Source organism: Paraburkholderia ginsengiterrae (genome assembly GCF_001645125.1).
GTDB classification, from domain to species: Bacteria; Pseudomonadota; Gammaproteobacteria; order Burkholderiales; family Burkholderiaceae; genus Paraburkholderia; species Paraburkholderia ginsengiterrae.
On sequence record NZ_LXKA01000371.1, the window covers coordinates 21,885 to 42,438 of the forward strand.

At 56.6% G+C, this 20,554-nt stretch carries 14 protein-coding genes; 2 read left to right on the plus strand and 12 right to left on the minus strand.

Features of this window, described 5'->3' with window-relative positions; all coding sequences use genetic code 11:
• Positions 1-219 precede the first annotated feature (219 nt).
• The 4 genes from A6V37_RS34795 to A6V37_RS34810 form a co-directional block, all read right to left on the minus strand.
• A complete protein-coding gene (locus tag A6V37_RS34795; protein ID WP_064271958.1) occupies positions 220-1,005 on the minus strand; it encodes an H-NS family nucleoid-associated regulatory protein in 786 nt (261 codons plus the stop codon).
• A gap of 248 nt (positions 1,006-1,253) precedes the next feature.
• On the minus strand, positions 1,254-3,731 hold the full coding sequence (locus A6V37_RS34800) for a phospholipase D-like domain-containing protein (RefSeq protein ID WP_064271957.1): 2,478 nt from the start codon (positions 3,729-3,731) through the stop codon (positions 1,254-1,256).
• The gene (locus A6V37_RS34805) at positions 3,728-5,314 is read right to left on the minus strand and encodes a hypothetical protein (RefSeq protein ID WP_131799950.1); all 1,587 of its coding nucleotides are present in this window, start codon (positions 5,312-5,314) and stop codon (positions 3,728-3,730) included. Before A6V37_RS34805 ends, A6V37_RS34800 begins: the two co-directional genes overlap by 4 nt.
• A gap of 282 nt (positions 5,315-5,596) precedes the next feature.
• On the minus strand, positions 5,597-5,881 hold the full coding sequence (locus A6V37_RS34810) for an H-NS histone family protein (RefSeq protein ID WP_064271955.1): 285 nt from the start codon (positions 5,879-5,881) through the stop codon (positions 5,597-5,599).
• Between the two features lie 534 nt (positions 5,882-6,415).
• On the opposite strand from A6V37_RS34810, the gene A6V37_RS34815 reads away from it, so the two are divergent.
• Complete coding sequence (locus tag A6V37_RS34815; protein ID WP_131799949.1) at positions 6,416-7,465, plus strand: hypothetical protein; 1,050 nt, start codon at positions 6,416-6,418, stop codon at positions 7,463-7,465.
• Positions 7,466-7,732: 267 nt separating this feature from the next.
• On the opposite strand, the gene A6V37_RS34820 is transcribed toward A6V37_RS34815, so the two are convergent.
• The 8 genes from A6V37_RS34820 to A6V37_RS41105 all read right to left on the minus strand — a co-directional run bounded on the left by A6V37_RS34820 (position 7,733) and on the right by A6V37_RS41105 (position 18,562).
• Positions 7,733-8,167 (minus strand): hypothetical protein, encoded by a 435-nt coding sequence (locus A6V37_RS34820; protein WP_064271953.1) that lies wholly within the window; start codon positions 8,165-8,167, stop codon positions 7,733-7,735.
• A gap of 479 nt (positions 8,168-8,646) precedes the next feature.
• On the minus strand, positions 8,647-10,632 hold the full coding sequence (locus A6V37_RS34825) for a DUF3732 domain-containing protein (protein ID WP_064271952.1): 1,986 nt from the start codon (positions 10,630-10,632) through the stop codon (positions 8,647-8,649).
• A 2-nt stretch (positions 10,633-10,634) separates the two neighbouring features.
• Positions 10,635-11,123, minus strand: coding sequence for a three component ABC system middle component (locus A6V37_RS34830; protein ID WP_064271951.1), 489 nt, complete (start codon positions 11,121-11,123; stop codon positions 10,635-10,637).
• Positions 11,123-12,349 carry an ABC-three component system protein gene (locus A6V37_RS34835; protein WP_064272048.1) on the minus strand — a complete coding sequence of 409 codons (1,227 nt, stop codon included), beginning with the start codon at positions 12,347-12,349 and terminating at the stop codon, positions 11,123-11,125. The genes A6V37_RS34830 and A6V37_RS34835 overlap by 1 nt, the downstream gene beginning before the upstream one ends.
• Before the next feature lie 379 nt (positions 12,350-12,728).
• Complete coding sequence (locus tag A6V37_RS34840; RefSeq protein WP_064286825.1) at positions 12,729-15,857, minus strand: AAA family ATPase; 3,129 nt, start codon at positions 15,855-15,857, stop codon at positions 12,729-12,731.
• Positions 15,854-17,614 carry a hypothetical protein gene (locus A6V37_RS34845; RefSeq protein ID WP_064271949.1) on the minus strand — a complete coding sequence of 587 codons (1,761 nt, stop codon included), beginning with the start codon at positions 17,612-17,614 and terminating at the stop codon, positions 15,854-15,856. Before A6V37_RS34845 ends, A6V37_RS34840 begins: the two co-directional genes overlap by 4 nt.
• A 336-nt stretch (positions 17,615-17,950) precedes the next feature.
• Positions 17,951-18,391: a hypothetical protein gene (locus A6V37_RS34850; protein WP_064271948.1), complete on the minus strand. Its 441-nt coding sequence runs from the start codon at positions 18,389-18,391 to the stop codon at positions 17,951-17,953.
• 21 nt (positions 18,392-18,412) lie between these two features.
• The gene (locus A6V37_RS41105; RefSeq protein ID WP_157447930.1) at positions 18,413-18,562 is read right to left on the minus strand and encodes a hypothetical protein; all 150 of its coding nucleotides are present in this window, start codon (positions 18,560-18,562) and stop codon (positions 18,413-18,415) included.
• 529 nt (positions 18,563-19,091) lie between these two features.
• On the opposite strand from A6V37_RS41105, the gene A6V37_RS34860 reads away from it, so the two are divergent.
• Positions 19,092-20,417, plus strand: a complete 1,326-nt coding sequence (locus A6V37_RS34860; protein ID WP_064271946.1) for a ComEC/Rec2 family competence protein — start codon at positions 19,092-19,094, stop codon at positions 20,415-20,417.
• Positions 20,418-20,554 lie beyond the last annotated feature (137 nt).

Consider the following 20,554-nt stretch of genomic DNA (forward strand, 5'->3'; position numbering starts at 1 on the left):
CTTAGCATCCAAGAGGCACGGGCCCACTACCGGGCCCGCGCGTGACGACTTCGCAAACCGCCATTGGGAGCGAAACTTTCGTAGAGAGAGCCAGCCGGATCAGATTCATCATGTCCACGCAAGACTAATCGAGCGTCCCAACTCGACAGGTTTGCAGTTTGGCAACGACTGGAGATGGCACTTCACCCCCTGCTCATTCACCAGCAGACTCAGACGCTCTTAGCCGACTGAGGTGGAATCGACTGCGGTACCTGCAGCCGATTCGGCTACGGATGACTTGGATGCGCGCTTCGCGGGCACCGTCTTCTTCGGCGCCTGTGCTCGGACAGATTGCTTGCTCCTTGTCACCTTTTTCACTGCGGGTTCAGCTTTCGATGCAGCCCTCCTGGAAACAGCCTTTTTCGTTACTGCGACCTTCTTCGTATCCTTTCTTGCCGCTTTTGCCTTCTTTGCGACCGTGCCGCGTTGTACAGCGACGGACTTCTCTGCAGTCGCAATCGCTTCGCTCTCCGCGATCAGGAACTTGGACGAATCCTTAGCGCCCGCGAGCCAAGCAGGTGCGCGACCTCGCCCACTCCAAGTTGCACCAGTCTTGGGGTCTCTGTATTTGGGTGCCTGCGGTCCCCGTACGTAGTTGCCGCTCTTTGCCACCTTCTTAGCGGGAGGTGCCGCTGTTGAAACAGACTCACTGATGAGAAACTTGCTCCTGTCCTTCGCACCGGCAATCCATGCCGGCGCGCGACCGCGTCCACTCCAACTTGCACCAGACTTCGGATCGCGATACTTCGCACCTCCGGCGTATTGATTCCCGGTGGTGCTCGCCATAACCCTGCGGCCTCGTCGTTTCCCGCCAACATACGAATCAATGTCTGCGGTCGTGACGCCATGCCTTTCCATAAGGGCTCGAATCTTCTCGAGAACAGCGGAAGATTGCCTTTTCGCGATTGCTTCCGCCTGAGACTGGAGCTTCGCAATCTTGGCTTGTATGTTCTCTAGAGTAGCCATTTTCTTCCCATTGGTATGTAAAGCGCATTGCACTATGCCACAGTGCAGATTACAAAGACGCAAGTTGTGCGGAAATATAGGCGCTATTGCACCACGAGATGCACCACGTGCACGCGCATCGCAGCACGGAACTATCGAAAAACCCAGATTCGAAGAAACTGCATGTTTGCTGCGACGGCCCGCGCATTGCCGCAAAGCAGACACACCGACGCTCACCTTCTCACGGCCGGAGAAGAGCGCCGACCCAATCAACGCATACCCTGCGATACGTTCCCCTGAGACACAGCGCTAAGCAACGAGCGGTGCTCCTCTTCGAGCCTCGTTACGGACACGCCAAGGCGCTCCGCATATCGTGCACTCATCCCAGCAAAGATTGATCTGACCGTTTCACCGCCTAATTCCGATGGCAGCAACTGAGTGTAGCGGTACAGATCCTCCGCGATCGAATTCTCACTTTTCAGCGGGACAATAACCTCGCCGCGGTCAGAGGTTGCTACACGTGTCGCGCAGATGGCCCAGTAGCACGTTGCCCAACACTCGAGTACATCTTTTGGCAAACCCACTTCATCGTCAATATCGAGGACGACCTTCTCGATGAGCGGCTTTCGAAGTCCGCCATGATTCCGGAAAAAGTCAAACAGCAAGTTTCCTATCAAGCGGCGCCAGCTGTCGTCACCACTGATGGGTAGTACGGCCCTAATACCAGTGGAATCTGAGCCAGTTGGGACTGGGTCTGCCACCCTGCTACCTGCGCCGAGTACAACGGCAAGCAGAACGCGCAGCCGAAGCAGTTCGACCACCCCAAGGGCGCCAAGCGCGGCATCTTCCTGAAAGGTCTCCTGACAAGATCTCACCGCTTTTACAATGCTCTGTCGCGAATCACGCATTGCCTTGTACTTGCGACGCTCTTGTGATTCTTCCTCTTTGACTCCCTTGGCTTTCGTTCCGTGTTGCTGCTCGGTATTGAAGCGCTCGTCTTCCTCGAGCGCGGTTTCACCCGAATCGGTCTCATCGCCCATCGATAGTTTCGGGACCTCATCTTCTTCGTCGGCGGACCGCACCAAAGGTCCCTTCTTGCCAATCAATGCGTTAAGGAACGTGCGGACGGAGTCCTGATGCGAAGCGCCGAGTAGGCTCGCGGGAGTATCGGCCTCGGGATTGATCCCCGACCTCCCCTCAATGAACTGCTCGTAGGTCAGCACGCGTCCTGGAGATCGCGCCGGCTTATCCGCCTTGGTACGCTGTCGAGCGCTGTTCTGGTCGGCTTCTGTCAGCGCTTTCTGCTCCGCAACCGCCAGCTTGTGCATGATATCGAGCAACCACAAGCCCTCCGATGCGTCCACGTCATCAAGCTGAGATAACGCGTCGTCAACGGCACGGGTCGATGACTTGCGTTGTGCCTTTTGGATTGCCTCTTCGACAATCACGACGCCCGGCGACGATTTGAAGCCCGGCCAACACACAGTAGCAAAGTAAGGGGCCTCAGATCCCTCAAAGTGGTATCTGGCTGGCGCATCACTGGAACCGGAACGTGTTAGCTTTCCATCTACAGGTTTTCCGTCGCGATCGCTGAGCTCAATTTCGGCGTCTGTGACGCTTGCGCCCTTAGGGGGCCACCAGCGAAGCGTCAACTCGCTCAATTCGAAACGACCGGGCAAGTGGCTCTCGAGGTCCTTCAAGGGGATATCCTCGGCCGGCTCGAATTTGGGAATGTCCCCAACACTCAATTCTTCCGCTAGCGCGCCTTCGAGTCCCAGGATCTCCACAGCCGTGCCGGGCGGCAGTTCCCGATACAGGCTCGCTTCCTCGTTTTCACCCGGCGCCACATCGACGCCTAGCGCTGCCTGAGTGCAGTTTGCGCTGCCATACAGTACGCAGTCGCCTGCATTCGTCTCGGCGATGAACACCTTGGCGTGAGCGAAGCGGGTCGTTGTCGTGCCCTTTACCCTGTCGATGCCAAACAGCTGAATCGAATCCTTTCGCCCAAGCGCATGGACGGGAAAGAGCGCGTTCTTTGGCTGCAAAAGGACAGCGACGCTCTTCGCGCCAAGCCTGGCGCGCAACCTACGCAACGCGCCAAGGTCTAGATCCCAATAAGGACTTGCAACGAGAAGTCTGGAGACTTTGCGCCGTCCTACAAGGTCAGCGAACTGCTCGCCAATACCTGTTTCACCATTACTCGAGAGGAAGCCAAGCCGGCCCTCCTCGAGATCAACGATGGAACCGTCCGTCTGCTCATGGATCCACGGTGTTCTGCGCATCGCCCATTCGATCTGTTTGCGTGGCAGCGCGAAGTCAGCCACGAAGCCGGCAACGAACTCAAGTGCGGCGCGCAGAAGTGGCAATGCCGCGACGTCGTCATCACCGGCACGCACCTCGCCCACCACCTCAAGATTGCCGGCGAGGCCAGCGGCGGTCATATTCGCAGACGCAACCAGAAGCCGGCCGCCCTCTCGTCCCAGCTGCAGGATCAGTTTCGGATGAAAGACTCCGGTCGCCCGCGCTCCGACGATCGAGTAGAGGCGTCCGGCATGCCTGGGTCTTGCATCGCTCGATCCGAGTGCGTATCCAAGCATCCGGTCGTCCGCGATGAGGATGTTATTGCGACATCCCGCTTCACGCAGCCGGGAAAGTGAAATCGATTCGTAAGCATTCAGATCAACGTTGAAGGTAGTTACAATGCTTGTGTGGAATCCCTTCTCTGCAAAGCACTCGAACAATCTCACGCGGCCTCCAGAATATTTTTACCGGCCGCCGTGAGACCGTTCTCAACCATCAAGTGGATATCAACGAGAAAATCAATTGCGGGCGTGAGCCGCGGGTTCGTTAGAGTCGGTGTGTCTTTCTGCCTCATCCGCACCTTCCCGTCGTCTGCTTCGATCAGGAACGTATAGTCGCCCTGCATTCGTAGCTTCTGGATCGCCACCCACAGATGGCGCTCAATGATCCGCTCACGCAACAGACAGCTTAACAATTGGGCGATCGGCTCCTCGGAGCGCGCCTTGAAGAATTCCAGTTCGGAAACGATAGATGGGAGATAAATCGAACGCGAGAGAACAGGCAGTTCAGTCCTCGCCCGTTCCAGTTGCTCCTTAAAGCGGCCGTAGAGTACGGCCAAGAGTCTCAATGCGTTTGCAGCACATTCGCTGGTGCTTAGACCAACGTCGCTAGCTCCGGCAGTAATCGCCTCGAGCAACGTACATTCGCTCGTTGCCTCTTCGGACCATGCGTTGTCGGCAATCTCGATCGAGTCCACCAGGTGCTGCCAGGTCGGAAGATTCTGCCCGATTTCCGAAGTAATACTCGGAATGACGTTCGTCAGCAACCGTTGCACTGACATGCCGGAAGGACTGCCACCCAAAACGTCCAACACATACTTGAGAAGCGCACCATAGCACACCTGAAGCATATCGTTCGCGTGGTACACCAGCCAAGCGAATGCGTGAGGCTCCGCTTCGCCTGGGACGGCGGGCAACAGTTCACCAGAGGAGTTATGAGACGAATAGAGCCTCCATCTGACGTCCCATCGGTTGGGCCAGTAGCCGAGGTTCTCTGCGGTTAACAGCACCAGCCTAAGTGTACTGCTGCGTCGCATCGCACCGGCATCCGGGTCACGCACATGTCCGAACAGGACGTCTCTGTAAAGCTGACACTCGTCACTGTCTTTCGTAATAGCAGAAGGCAGCATGCTCGCCATTCGCTTCAGTTCGCTCCGCTGGACAACACCGTCCTTCACCGCATCCAGGAAGATCTTGCCGGCACGACCGATTGCGGCAGAGAAGGCTTTGGCAAGGCGTTCGCCGGTGTCCCTGGTGGGCACTGGGATCTCGTGCGTCTCCAGATACTCTAGAAGGCCGATCTCCTCGATCTGCGAACCATAGGCGGCACCAAACGCACCAAACTTCTGCTTGAGATATTGGGGCTTGCCGCTTTGCCGGTCGGTGTAGCGGGAAAAGGTGATTCCGCTTCTGCTTCCCGCCTGAAGCGCTCGCTTTGCCCAACGACTGCCCGCAACTCCCCTCGCATCGCCATCGTCCTGCGCAACGAGCGCGTATAGCGCTTCCGCACGCCGCAGGAAAAGGCACCACGCGTCAACGGACGTATTCCTGATCGACCTCGCGTAGTGGTCCGCCAGCCAGACGTAGAACCCATAGTAGCGCACGCGCAATGTCACGTTGCTGATGCCGGGAAGCAATCGCTGGTAGAGTGCCACGCTGGTTGTTTGCATTCCGAGCGGGTCGAGTCCGCTCTTTTCGTCTCGGTCGGTCCATTCCGGATGGCCCGTCCCCATTCTCTCGTTGTCGGCCAAGTCTCCCCCGCTATTCGTTGTTTTTCTGTCAGGTCGCTATCCCGCGATTTGTGCGTCCAGAGCCTGCGCTCCTGCGATAGCAAGATTATGCCAGCCCCCACCGGCACCAATTCATCGCGCCATTTCGTATTTTCACCTTGCGTCATGCATCAGGCCGCCGAGAAATCTCTTCCGGCGTCTGTTCGGAAACTCTCATCTAGGACCGTTGGTGACGAGCGGCCGTGCCGCGCTACGCGAGGCAACCTGAAACTGTCGCCAAGGTCGAAAGACGGCTACCGCGGCTCAAATAGGAATGAGGTACTTCGTTCGATCTGCCACGCCTTTGATCCAGTTCGGCGGTTTGCCCCTCCCGATCCACTCTCGCCCCGACACGGGGTCACGATACTTTGGTACGGCTTTTCGTACTGCCACCGGCGCTGGGCCTCGTATCTCATCCAGAGTGATTCGATGAAGCTTCATCTTCCGAATAACTTCATCAAGCACATTGATCCGCTCCGCCTTAAAAGCGGCTGCAAGTTGTGCCTCGAGTTGTTCACGCTGAGCAAGCAAATCCTTCAGGTCGGACATCGTTTATTTCTCGGATTGGCATGGGAACCGAACTGTCAGTTTATCCTACCCGGCTATGGTGTATGGTGCCCGAGAGTAGGTCGAAGCTTTTCGGGAGTTCGCAGAGCCGATCGACGTTTGCGGGCCGGTCGAATACGAATGCGCGAAGGTTGCAATGTCTGCTTTGGCGCTGGCTAGAACCACCCGCGGGTGGCACGAAGCCGCTATCTGGAAGCCGGGTGCTAAAGATTCGGCCCTCGAGCGCAAGCTGACCGACTCCATCAAGGCGGCGGAAGGGAAGCGCAACACGTCGCTCGAACGACGAACGGATACCATGGGTGGTCGAGGAGCTGATGCTCGATCATCCAAACAGCCATCGACTGCGTGAATCTTTGACGCTGGCGCACTCGCCTTTCCAGCATGGCTGTATGGCAAAATTCAGTTACCGTGCAGCGCCCGCAGCACGCCCGCCCCGGCCGGCAGCCGACGGCCAACCATTGAATGACGCCCCTAACAACTGATACCGAACTCCGTGACGCTATCTTCGAGCATGAAATGTTCGACGCAGGGAACATCCAATCGTGGTACGCGCTCGAGGCCATCCGCGATGTTGAAGCGACCTGGACCTTTTCTGCCGCTGAAGTGGGCAAGGAATTCATCCGCATGGAGCGCGAAGGTCTCGTTCTTCGAAGGAGCGGATTCGGTGGTGATCTCCGCGAGTACTGGGAAGCGACCCAATCCGGCAAGATCGCACGCGAGATGCGCTGGCAGGAACGAGGACGTCGGCACCTCGTTCTGTCAACGCAAGACGGTTCAGTCGAAGCCCTCGCCATCGCTCTTATTGCGAGCGGCGGCGAAGAGCGCGAGGTGCCCACCGGTTCTGGCTTGGCCGCCACGGCACTATCGGTCTACCTACACCGTTTCGGTGAGACGGCGTCCGAGGCAATGGTCAATGAGTTGATCGCAAAAGGACTGGTTCGACGCGAAGACGAAGACTTAATCAACTGGCCGTTCCGGTTAATGTTGACCGCGGACGGGCGCCGCCAGTACGCGCGTGAGGTCGTGCCACGCCTCGGCCTCCAGCCGCCGGCGACTATCCTTGCAGCCACCAAGCCCGAGCCAGTGCCCTTCGACGACCTTGGGCTCGAGCCCAAACTCGCCGACAATCTTCGCTATCGCTGGGAGGAGGCGGCGCGATGTACAGGAGCGCGCGCCTGGCTCGCAGCTACCGCACTGTATGCCTCAATTCTTGAAGTGGTGCTACCCGACTGGCTCGGCCGCGACATTGAGCGCTGCAAGGCCGCCCTTGCAGCGCCGCGGGACAGGCAGAAGCAGCAGGTACTGCCATTCGAAGCCTGGCCGCTCGCCTCTCTTATAAAGGTTACAGTCGAGCTTGGATACATCGACGAAAGCCTCGGACGACATGCTCAAGCACTGCGAGAATCACGTAACCTCATTCATCCGGACCGGCAGATTCGTGAGCGCAGCACACCGGACGGCGATCTCACCGCGATCTCGAAACGGGTTGTGCGTGCGGTACTGGATGCGTGCGCTCGCACGACTCAAGCACAAGCGGTAACGCTCGATCGCGAAAATTTGAAATGATTAGTCGACGTCGCCAAGAGCGCGGCTAACAGCCGTCGGGTCTCGCACTGATCGCGACTCCCGAATTTCCTCACTGTTCGCGCCCTCATGCCTCCTCGATATATGACGGCTCACGATCCCTGTACCAGCTTGGAGGTGCCTTCGGCTGTCCCGGGTGCTTCATTGTTTCCCCATAGATTGGTAGCTGGCCGATAATCTCGCCGTACGAAATGCCGGCCCCTCGAATAGTGAATTAAGCCGGGCCGCTCAGTTGCATCGCTTATCAGATTATTGATTCCTTCCGTCGTCGTATATGACTGAAACTTTGTTTTCTGCTTCCCATTCGGCCGAATCTTCAGGCATCCAGGTTACCAAAACCAAGGATTTCCAGCGGTCAAGAGCTTCGACATCTTGAATAGCGTACTTGGAACCCCACAAGACCAGATAGGCGTCGGCACGCCTATAATTTTTCAACGTTGCTTGAGCGCACAAGCTGATTCTTGAACCATCGTCAAACAGAATCTCTCTGTTTTTTATCAGTCTTTTCGATAAGTCTTCCCCAAGGATTGGAACAAGCATAGTTCCGGATACCTTTCCCATTTCAGGAACTACGATCACGGCATCTTTATGATTGGGCAATAATTCCAAGAGCTTAACAAGCCCAGCAGTTACCCCAGCGGGGTTGTCACCGTACGACTTTACCAAGAATCTTTCGCGGTTCAAGAGATTTCCTTTGCTGTTTATATTTTCCAAGAGTGTCCCAAGCGTTCACATCTGATCCAAAGCATTTGACACCCCCACGTCGATCATATTTCCCGTCGCTCGCTTCGCACATAGACAGATCACTCGGAGACCAAGCCTGAAAAAGTCCCGTGTCAGCGTTGATTTGCCGATCAACACTATCGCGCAAATGAACAAAACACTTCGGATGCTACCATTGAAGCGGCGCTCGTCCTAATGGCGGCAACGGACCGGTTACAGGCGATCACGGCAGACGAAATCTGGAACGCGGAATCTCCGCGACCGCAGATACCTCGACCATCAGATCGGCCTTGCAAAGTCGTTCAATCTGTACTGTTGCCCGCCTGGCTTCAGAACGATTGACGTGTGTCGGGTACTGATAGGCGGCGTTTGGACGCGCCGCGGTCGAGATTGATCCATGCGTTGGTCGCGAAGGTTTGGTTAGGGCCAGCACGCGCACATCAAAGCCACCAATGCGGGATCAGCCCAGCGTCAGGCGCCTTCCAGTTGGCTGCTTTGACCGTATCAGGCAGTTCACCCCAAATGGTATCGTCGGCATGGTCGAGAACGATAATCTGGCACTTATAATCCGTTGCCCGGAGGCCCATTTCGAGCACCTCAAAAATTCGTCGGGTCGCAACGAAATCCTGATCCCGCGTCCGCCTCAGTTCGACCAGATGCTCAGCGTCCGTGTCGAGCTGATTCGCACCTGTTGCGGCACTTGGAAAGTACACTTGACTCGGCTGATCGATGACGAGAAAGTTGAACACTGGTGAATTCGAGCGCTCTCGGTCAGACAAGAATTCGTGGATAGCGAGGAACGTTGCGATGTGATACCCCATCCAGTTCTCTCCGCTCCCGACCTCCCAAAGGTATTCCTTCTTGCTGTTCTCTCCTGCACTAAAGCTTAACGTTAGTTCTTGCTTGTCGAGTCCGACGTTGCCTCGTTTTTCGAGCTTGAACTCATCGGCGTACTTGCCAATGAGGGCGGCGAGCTTATTGTCAACGGTTTTCTCCCTCGCTTCCTTGTTTACACCGGTAAGATATTTGGCAACCTCGTCGAGAAGCCCGCTGACTCGTTCGATCTCTTTCGTAAACTCGTCTCTGCCCCGCACAGCTTCAATTCCCATTAGCAACGCCTGGATCCGCCCGAGAAGAACGTAAACCTTGCTTAACGAATCTCGTGTGGCGCTATCGGTCCTCTGCAGCCCCACTCGCGCAGACCGAGCCGAATGAAGCTTGCGCTGCGCGTCCACGAGCGCTGTCTTCGCAGCCTCGATCTCCTTATCCACGATGGGGCTCTCGAAGAGTGCGTCCGAGAGCTCTGAAATCCGCTCCATCTCTGTTGCAAGGTGGCTGATGACGGTGTGGTGGCTGTCGGTCGCGTTGCCGCAGACAACGCATGTCCCTTGCTTCGACAGACTCGACTTCAGCCAGTCGAGGTTCACAACGCGGTTGCGCTCAATCTCAACCGCGTCGCTGAATTTTTGGGCCCGCTCCGACAGTCTTTCGAATCCACGGATCTGACGGCGTAGATCGTCTACAGTCGTCTGTGCCGCTTCTTCTTCGTCTTGAAGTTGTTTGTAGCGCTCGTTAGTAAAGCCATAGTCCGGCGCCTTGAGAGTAGACTCCAACTCACCCTTGGCATAACGCTCAGCCAACAATTTAAGAGCGGCAACGCGCGCATCGGTACCATCAACGCCTGTCGCTTCAACCATTCCCAGCTCAACGGCGAGCGACCACAAACGCTCAACCTGGCTCTCCCATGATGACATGACACTTTTGCGAGCCTCCTGCTGCTTTAGCAGTCGATCCAGCTCCCGCAGAAGCTGAGCGTGCTCGCGCTCCTTCATGAGATAGGTGCCATCGATGATACCGAATGCGAATGGCATCACCTTCTTTAATCGCTCTTTGTGGTCGTAAGTGTCCGCCTTGAAGAACAGCGTGTTCGGGTTGGCGACGATGTGCTGCGGCAAAAAGTTGAACGCAGCGAGATCTCGATACGACGGACGTCCATCGTGCTGTTTGACCTTATCACCCTCCTCAAGCGAAAGATTCGTGAGTCGGACGAGGTTATTGAATCTCTCTTTGAATCGCGTGTCGTTATGCGTGTATTCCGGGACCTCGGGAAGCTCCTCTTCATACGGTGCCAGATAGAATTCGTTGCTGGTCTGCCGCGAACCGGGAGTGCGCCGTGCGACCACGAACGACTTTCCGCTGATGTTCACGCGCAGGCCGAACCAGGACACGCTGTCGCGAATCTTTCCGACAGGAATCGCGCAGCGACTCGCACCCAGACAGTAGTCGATAATCGAGATGATTGATGACTTGCCTGTCCTGCTTCGCCCATAGATGATGTTGACTTTTCCTGGCTCGAAAGAAAGCGTATGTATGCCATTTTCCCTGTTCACTGGCCAGAGGATGAGTTCCTCGATGTGAAATTGCATGATTAATTTGTCAGGAATCTGCTGTAGAGCTGGGCTGTAGACTCACGCGCATACCAAATGGCGAGGCGGTCTATTGCCTGCAACATTTCAGGTGGCGCCTTGGTTGGCTTGCTGCCCTGTGGCCATCTGGCGAAGTTTATGGAGAAGACTAGATTCTCTTCGTCTCTCGCGTCCGTTCGCAAAAGCTTCGCCGCACACGCAAGGTTGAGCGCGCGACCTGTGACCGGGGCAAAGGCGCTTATCCTTTCCCGAAAGTCGGCCTTTATCTGCGGGCGTTCTGACAAGACGGCGTGCAATGGCGTGTCAAACTGACGTCGTCTGACCTCATCACAACTCGCCTGATGCCATACGATCGGCAAGACAAGAAGCAGCTTAAGGAAGTCCGGTCGTTCGGTATGCGCAGAGGATTCCTCAAATGCCCGTACAAATGTCGTCAGGAGCAAGCTGGCAAGTGCGCTGTTGTGAATGAGGTTTTCGTCACGGACCTGCATTACGATGCCTCTCCGTCGCTATCATCTTTGGCTGGTGCGAAGGCATCATCCCAATACACAAAAACATCGTCTGCCCGGCGGTTCGCGAGGTCATGGTAGTGCCCCAGTGTGAAGTACGGTTCGCTTGTCTCTCGACCATCAAGCGGCGCGCGGTGGTCACCACTCAAAGTATCTCTGGCGATCTTTTTTGCTATCGCCATGCCATCACCCTCGTCGATATCACCTTCGAACTCAAGGTATTCATCTCTGATGGCCCGCCAGCGTTGATGAAGCGCGCCATCGCGAGCACTCCATGCCCGCTGCAAGACTATCCCAGCGTTGAGTAGCCGGATGCGTTCGGAATAAAAGCTCCAGTAGTGACTTAACGCCCGCGTGCAGTACTCGTCGGATAGTCGGAGGTGTTGCAATTGTGCGATGAAGAGGAGATCCTTCGCGTCTCCTTTGTGGTACTCGCGCCATGCGATGGAAGCGAGGCTGCGCTCTAGGTACCGGTCCACCCGATACGCGTTCATTTCCGACCGCAAACGTTCGGCGAAGGGGGGCTTTCGCAACCAGGCTGGTTCACGGCTTATCCATGCCGACTGACAGCAATCGACTAGCTGCCCTAGCAATCCACGGTAGATTTCCTCCCCTTTGTCGACCAGGTCATCCGTTAAATGGAACAGACGAATCGTAGCGTCCTTGATCCGAACGCCATCGACCGTTCCGCTGGAGTCCACCAGTTCGATTCGCTCGATGACAAAGCGGAGGGACGCATCGTCGAATCCGCTCACAGCGGCGATCTCCGATTTATCGTTCTCACCGACAACAGCCGCTTTTTCTCTAATCTCGGCGATGCAGGCTTCGACCTCCTCAGGCGTGGTTGCGTCACTCAGACGTCTTGCCATCGCCTGTACAGGGACAGATTTGTTTGTTACGAGGTAATATCGGATTTCGCTGTACTGCTCCCTTGCTTTGACCGCGCTGTCGAGCCAAATGTGAATCGTGTGCCAGAGATTTTTACTACCGTCCTGATAGGGCTGGCCGCTCTCTTTGATCGTATGCTTGTCTTGCTCGAAGACAGCGTCAATTGTTCCGTCGTCACTCATCCTCAGTTCAACAACGTCGTCGCCGGTCTCCACACCGATCAAAATGTTGCCGTGAACGCTGGAGAACATACGGTGAAGCGCGCGTTGAAGCTGATAGGTATAGCCGGCGATCTTTGTTCCCGCCTCGGCAGTTACCATAGGCCCCGCCCCCGAAACTAGTCTGTTAAACATAGTAAGTATTAACCGTTCAGTTTCGCTCAAAATCTGCCGAGGAGGATACCTGTGTTTTTATACAGTCGTGTCGGGCGAAGCTTTCATCCACGGCTAGTCACCGTGGCCAAAAGTCCTTCTGATCGCCAGAACTATGCGTTCTGAAACACCGATCAAACCGACATCACCGCGCGCGTATATCGCGTCGGCCGCGACCGGAGTTCGTCAGACGGTGCGGCACTCGCCCCAACCTCCCGGTAATCGACGCCAACGATATCACCCAGGAGATCTGAACCGTTGTCAACCGGCGTGAATAAGCGGGGGCCATTGTTCGCTAAAGCACTGACTTGCTCCATGGATTTTCCGCTTATGAGGATGACTCGCTAGGTAGCGGCAGAGATATGCGCTTGAATCTGTCGTTCCCCATGAACTCGAATTTTCGCTGGAACAGTGCCGCTAGCCGAATGTCGGCGGTAGCGAAGAAGACCTGCTTCCGGGTGCGGAGGGCAATCTCCCGCAGGTAGTCCAGGAACGACAGTGTGTTGAGGTCGTCGATATGAGCAACAGGATCATCGATGAGAATGACTGGTGGTGCCGATTTGGCGCTGTCGTTTAGCGCAAGGAATATGGACAACGCGAGGGCAGCCCGCTGGCCAGTGCTCACCTGGGTAACGGCGTGCACCTGCTTATTCTCGCGTCGAATGATGAGTGATTCTTCTGTGAAATCTCCCAGCTCATACTCCTGAGGGGAGTGAATTTGTGCGAAGACGGCACTTACCTTATCCTTTATCGCACCGAACGCATCAGCAGTCGCACGCTCCAGGGAGTACTGCTCTACAACCTTCGACAGGGTCTCGCTCGCTCGAAGAAGGTTGGCGCGCGTCGTTGTATCCGCAGCCAGGTGATCGTTTGCCGTCTTGAGCTCGAGCGTCTTCTCTTCGATGGCAGTTCTCGCTTGCTCCTCAGCTTGAAACGCATGCTGAGCCTTATCGAAAGCTAGCAAGCAGGCTTCCAGCTGAACCTGAATCTCCTCGATACTCGTACTCGGAGCCACCTGCAGGAGACGCGCAACTCCATCCAGCTCCAGCAACGCGTTCTCCGCCTGGCGTTGGGCTCGCTCTAGTACTGTGATTTGTTGCGTAAGGTTCACCCGCTGCAATTGCTCATCAAGCACTTCCGACACCAGGTCTGTAACATCTCGAGCAAGAGTTTTCGCCTGCTCCTGCTCGTTCTCTGCCACCTGCATCTCACTGCTCGCTTGTTCGCGCAAAGCGCCGAGTGCCGCCTCAATTACCGCTTCACTGACGGGGTCAGCGTCCGGCGGCAGTAACGGCGTTGCATTCGAATCACGCGTCCTCTCCCAACTTGTCCAGTCAACACCCTGTAGATCAAGCTGGCTTAGGGCATTCCGCCGAGACTGTAAATCTGAGTTGGCGATACTCAAGTCAGCAACCGTTCTCCGCAGGTCCTCCTGTAGCGTCCCACATGGTGTCGATGCCACCGATTCTGACGCCTCTGCGTACTTCTCCAAGGCATCGAGGATGGTCACGTCCTGCCGACACCGCAATGTCTGCTCCTTGGCTATTTGCGCATTGCGCCTCAGACTTTCAGACGCACCAGCGCCATGAGACGCGACTAGCGCCTCCAGCTTCGCAACCAACTCGGGCGGCGAGTGCTCGGTCTTACACACCGGGCACAGGGCCGCGTCGCCACTACGTTCGATGTAGGCAACTGCGGCATCGTGGAGGTCTCTTCGGAGCGCGTCAAGAGACTGCCCCAGCTGGATGCTATGGGATAGGGCGAGGTCAGCTATCCCCTCCTGCTCTTGGGCAGAATCTAGTTTCTGCTCCGCGAGTTCTCGCGCGTCAGAAATGTTGAACGCAGCGTACTCGGCCGTTACCGGAGGCAGCGTTGCGCTGGGTTGATCTCGCAGCAATCGACGAAGGCTTGAAGCTCGTTCCTCTGCCTCACGAACACCGGACGCGAGTGCAGGTACTCCGGCCTCCAATAGCCGCAACCATTGCTCAAGTTGTGCCTGCTGAGCTTCATTCGACTTCGCTCTGGCTTGAGCCTCAGAACCTCTCTTCAATGAGGCCTCGTACCTTTCGTGAAGAAGCTTCACAGAGGCTAAGGCCTCGCGCAGTCGAGCCAGCCGACGTTCGACCTTCTCGCGAGTGATCGGTGTCTCTGATACGGCCGACTGGAGTAGCCTCGTGGATCGAATCAAGGTGTCGAGCTTCTCTCGCGCTCCTGCATCCAACGAACCGCTGTCCGCGCCAACCGACCACGCAGGCGACAATCGAGCAAGTCCATCGCGATACGCCGCAAAAAGAGTGTTTGCCTCAGATGGTGCCTCGCGGAGCCGCTTAACCTCTGCCTCGAGTAGTTCAACTGCTCGGATCTGATTCGGCAAGCGTTCGTTGAGATTGCGCAGACGCGTCTTTACATCGTCGTTCAGCTTAGAGAGGTAGTCCCAGAGCTTTGAAGTCTCGGGCCCAACGAGCAGCTTACCCAAATCTTCCCGGATGTCCTCGTGATTGGCATCGGACGATAGTCGGAACGCCGCGTCAGTGTCGAGAAAGTTGAAACGCGAAAAGCCCTGGCTTATCGCGTTGGACTGATAGTCTGCTCGCCCATACCAAAGGGTGTTCCTCGCCTTTAGTACCGGTGCAGTCGCGGGCGCCTTGACCGCCTCCCGCGTTCCCTGGTCGTTTTCCAGCGTTCCAACGATGTCGGCGAATGGCGCATCCGGGTCCCGACGTACCCGGCCGCAATAAAGTGCCTCGATAGCCTCCAACAGAGACGTCTTTCCGGTCCCGTTTGCGCCCACGATGAGGTTAACGTCTCCGAACGCAAACGACTTCCCCTGGTTAACACGTCTGAAAGACCCGACTTTCAGGTTACGGAGAAGGCCGTTCGCAAGGGGATCCGCCTTCAGAGCGGTCTTCGACGCTGGAGGCACTGCCTCCGCCTTGAAGGCTCCTCCGTTTGCGATCTGGTCGAGCGCTGTTTTACGTGCAGATTGCTCGATCAATGAACCGAGAGACGCCTCTGCTAGGAGGCCGGCCCACGTCACACCGACATCAACTACCTGCGCAGGCCCGGAACTTTCGTTCGCAGCCGGTTCTTGCAGACGCAGAACGAGGTCATCCGCTTCAAGCACGAACTTCCGGGCGAAGTGTCTGTCCGCCTCGATGCGCGCCTTGGCCTTTCCAAACTGGTCGCTCGTTACTGATTTCGGGCCGGCCAGGAAATAAAGGTAACTGTTCCAACGCAGGTCACTGTCGGGCGAGAAGAACCCCGCGCCGAGCAGATTCTCCTGAAAGCCCGTCAAATCCTGAGAACGCTCGACGACCGTATCGGATAGGTCAACATAGGCAACCGCGTATGGCTTGTCTCCGTAACGCAGCTCGCCTCGCATGACACCATTGCCAAGGTCTTCGACATGCTGAAAATGCTGCGAGATCACCTCGCGCACTGAATCAATGCTGGTCATGTCTGTTCCAAGGTTTCGTTCGGATCAGCTGAGAGGATGTCTCGCTCATCCATCAACGCGTCATCAAAGCGGGTCATGCCAGGTAATGGTGCAAATCTCAACTCACCGAAGCGCCGGTAAAGAATGCACAGGCGCGTTTGGTGTGGTCCACCCGCCCGTCGCAACAGGTCGATAAGCATGGCCGGTATATTCTCCAGCTGCCGGGCCCCTGGCGCCTCCCCGAGATAGCAGATGAGGCCGGGCCTCCCGTCAGCGCAGCGAACATTGAAGTGGCACGCCCCGGCAGTCCACCCAATCTGCGCGTGGCTATCCGTGCCCTCAATCTGAGGGGGCCATGTCGGTCGAGTATCGAGCTCGTGGCGAATGTTCGCTATCATCTCGAGCCGGGCGTGGCGAAACTGCACTGCGCCCTGGCTGGTATCTTGTGCAACCGTGATCCGACGGACCACTTCGTCGGACTCGATGCGAAACGAGTCGATGTTCTTTAGGCTATGCCAGTCGTCCTTGCCGACGATTGCACCGGCGGAAAGCGCCAGCAAGCGCTCTATGTTCAGGGCGTTCTCGCCGTCCACGTGCGCAAGTGCGGACCTTGCCTCCGCACTTGCGCGAAGTAGTTGATCGAAACCAGCTTTGCGCGTTTCGCCTTGAGCTCTCCATGCACCGCCGATGTTGTCCCACTCATAACGGACCACCGCGTTCGGCCCGTTCTTGTTGGCAAGAACGGCTTGCCCCCTAGTGACGACCTTCGGAACGCGGCACTCGAAGACCGCCTCGTCATAGTCAAAAAGAAGCGCATGCCGACGCTCTTTCATGTGGGTGTAGTATAGGCCGAGCCGATGGTTGGGAAGGACGATGTCGTCGATCTGGGTACAAGCATCCTCCGGGCAATACCAGGTTGAGCCGCCAACAGCCGGCCAAGTCTCCGTATGCCCGTTGTCATCATGCTGAACAATCGTCCTGGCCCAGTTCAAGCACAGGATGTGGCACTCCGATATCCTCGGGTCGAGATCGAATGCTGTCTTCCGATACTGTCGGTAAACGCTATTACGAGGATCAGGGTTCAGTTGGATGTGAATGAGAGTGGACCGGTCGACGAGGTCGCTGACATGCGCGTCATCCAGTGCAAAGGCGTCTGAACAGATGAATGCCAAGGTACTCAAGGTGCCGCAGCGCCCGCGAAATCTGTAGACCCTAGTCCCACGCTTCAGCAGACCCTCTTCGAAAAAGAGGTCGTCTCGCGATGGGTGAGTCTTGAACTGAACCAGCGCCACCAAACGTGAGTTTCCATCGGTGCGCCTTGTCGCAAAGAGCAAGACCACCGGGTCAAGCAATGGTCGATCCGCGGCCAAGGCGTCGAAAGGCTCGTGGACAACCTCGCAAGAAACAGCAACATCGCCTTTGAACTGAGCCAATTCCTCTTGGTGGATGCTCTCACAACCAAGTACCCACAAGGCACCAAGTGGTGGAACAATGCCTTGTTCAACTAGTAACCTGATGGCAGACCAAGGCGTAAAGTACTCTGGCGCTACCGCAAGGTGAGCTCCTCTCTCGTTGGCAAGCTTTGCAAATGCAATCGCTTTTCGAGCGTTCAGGTCCTGGTCGACCCCACCAATCCGCGCACCACTTGCAAAGATTGGACCGCTCGGCTGAAGAAGCAGGCAGGTATAAGAGGCCTCTGTTGGGCGAAGCATCTCCAAGTCAGGAGACTCCAAGTCGAGCTGTGCCAGCAACTCGCGAACTTCCCTAACTTCCATCATTCCAGTGTTCTCCCTGGTTGGTGGACCCCGTTGGGTCAGCCGAGCCTGTGCAAGATTCTACATCCTTGCCATCGCAAGGCGGGATTGTCGACTGCCGCCGATGCGGTCATCGACCATTGAGTTCTTCGCGACATGGTGGACCATCGAAAGTGACCGGCTGCGCCGATTATCTGTTTTGCATAATTGCAGCCACCGGCTGTACTCCCCAAGCGTCGCCAGGAACACTTCCCATTCAATCTTTCAGGGGGCCTTCGCTCTTAGCACTGTCGCGTGTTTACCGCGATTCCGGGCGTCGCGGCTTATTCGCCGATCAGGTCAGCCCGGCAAGCCGGCGATTCACCAGATGGCCTCTGGGTCGCTCAGGAATTCCTCCCGTGCAACTGTAATCACCCGCATCGGATCGTCCATAAACATCTCCGCTGGCGCGCGGTCATCGAGCAAGGCATGCGGCGAATACAGCCAGAATGTGCGTCTCCAGCCTCCGCGATCGTCTTCGCCAGGCAGGACCGCGAGGAGTTCGGCAACATCCTTCCGAATGTCGCCTGATGAGTCGAACTGGAAGTCCGGGTACAGGAAGCAATGCGTGGGGGCCGACCAGACACCCAGCAAGGAGCCTCGCGCGCGCGCCTGGACCGCGTACGTTGCAACTCCCGGACACGGCGCCTCACCCGCCAGTTCGGCAATGCGGCGATCGTCCGGCCAGCCCTTTTCAAGAAGCTCGTCGCGGAACTCGATCGCTGCTGTAGTCGGCAGTTCATGCTCAGGATGGCTTGTCATGGACAAATTCCAAAGGACCGTTCACCCCCTGGTTGACCCAAGGGCGAAGTCGACGTTGTAGCTGGTCATATCGTGCTGTCGAATGGCAGAAAGCCATTCGCGCGCCGTGTCCGGATGCGGCTCATAGCCGGGATATTCGATCCTGCTGGACGCGAGGTTTTCAGGATCCATTTCAGGTCGCCGAGATTGCAGTGGTCGTTATTCCAGTTCGTGATATGAAGCGTATCAATTATCTCCTTTCCACAAAGCTTGAGCTCATGTACCAGGGGTTTGTAGCTCCGCTCTTCCGTGCGACGAGCCTCGATCAAGGTGAAATGCCCGTCGGCGAGGTATGAGTATGAGGCACGAGTCTCGCTGAGCTGATATGCACGAGGTCGCGTTTGAACGGACCGCAACTCGGGTCGAGCGCCCGCAGCGAAAGAAAACTCGTTTCCTGACGTTATCCACAGCCGCGGAAGACCAATTCATCGTTTTCTGGTTGCAGCTCCCGGCGGGCAAGTACGTTACCGTCGCGCCGACTCGCGAATATCATTTGTACCAGAACGCTGAGGTATTGAGCGCGAAGTCCAGATAGAATCTTCATCGCATCCATCCTGGTTCAAGTTAAGACCGTAGAAGATGGCGCCGGCATTGAACATGCGAGCGCATGCGCCTCGCATGTTGCCAGTGAACAAGCACACAGACCAAACTGAGGGCTTAGATGAGTACGCTCGACGATCGCTTTCCTGACAGTAACAGGAACCGGTTTTTCTCGTCCGGAGAGCCTGGTGAAAGACCAAAGGGACGTTTTTATGCGGCCTTCGAAGTCGCAGAGCCTATAGAGAACGAGGAACGGGGGGAGCCAGTTTACCTCGAGTGCGCTTTTGCAGACGACGTTGACCAGCTTGTCGACACTCAGATGGAGCCTGGGCGATTTTGGAACAAGGTTTCACTATCGGTGCTCGCGCTCGACGACGAAAGTGGGATATATGCGAACATCGGCAACAGCGAGCCCGGCGATATCGTATGGTTCGAAGTCGTGGTCAGTCCGGCAACGGTGAACGAAGACAATGGCATGCAGTATGGCCAACTTCTTGACGCCGGAGAACGTGTTCATATTCATTTCAGGAAGTTCAGAGGGTCGACCTCACAAGGCTCCCCCATCCCGCCTCACTACTGGTTGAAGGGGAATCCGGACAGGGAGTTGAATCCCAATGTCCTCGGCGGATACTCATCGATGAAGAGCGCGGGCGTGGCTGTCTTCGACGTCGGCCAGGGCGCCAGTCAGGCGCTGATGTACGAGGATAGCGGCCATTTCTTTCCGATGCTCTACGTCGACGTTGGCGGCGGTGTGCTCCAGAACCTGTCCACCTTCCCGAAAAACTTCAAAGGATTTTGTCCGCATGACGTGCCGATTATCCTTTCCCACTGGGATTGGGACCATTGGTCGTCAGTTTGTCGATTTCCCGATCTCCTGAAAAGTGACTGGATTGCTCCCCTCCCTCCCCCGAAGCCGATCCAGCAGTCGTTGTCATGGATTCTGCGAGGCCTGGGGCGCCTGAGCTTGTGGGTGCGGGGGATGCCTCCGACGTACCGCACCAAGAGCATGCTTCTCGAGTTGTGCACGGGAAAGACGACGAACGACTCCGGAATCGCGGTGACGTTGTTTGGCGGCGCCAGGGGCACCAAACGTTGTCTGTTGCCTGGCGACGCTGGATACCGCTATATCCCGTCGGTTGTGGCAAATGAACGGTTTAACGCTTTATCCATTACGCATCACGGCGGGCGACTGCATTCCAAACAGATTCCGATACCAAAGCGCGGGGCACGCGCGATGTGTTCTGTGGGAAGCGGGAACTCATATAAACATCCATTTTGGGAGACCATAGATGCGCACCATGACGGCGGATGGCCTACTCCCATATCGACGGGACACTATGGAAGTCGCCCAAGTCACGTCTTTCAGCCATGGAACGGCCCTTTGAGAGTCGTATCGGACGCTTGCCCCTTCGCCCATCCATGCAGTGTGGGGATTCCATCCATTTAGAAACAGTGCGTAAATCCATCGCGCGGTCTCGTATCCGTGCCGCGCAAGATGGTCGAACTTGGCGTGCCACAGTCGCTTGAGGGAAGTCTTGCACGATGCTGCTTTTTAGCGGGATGCTGGCCTGCGAGAGGACTGCG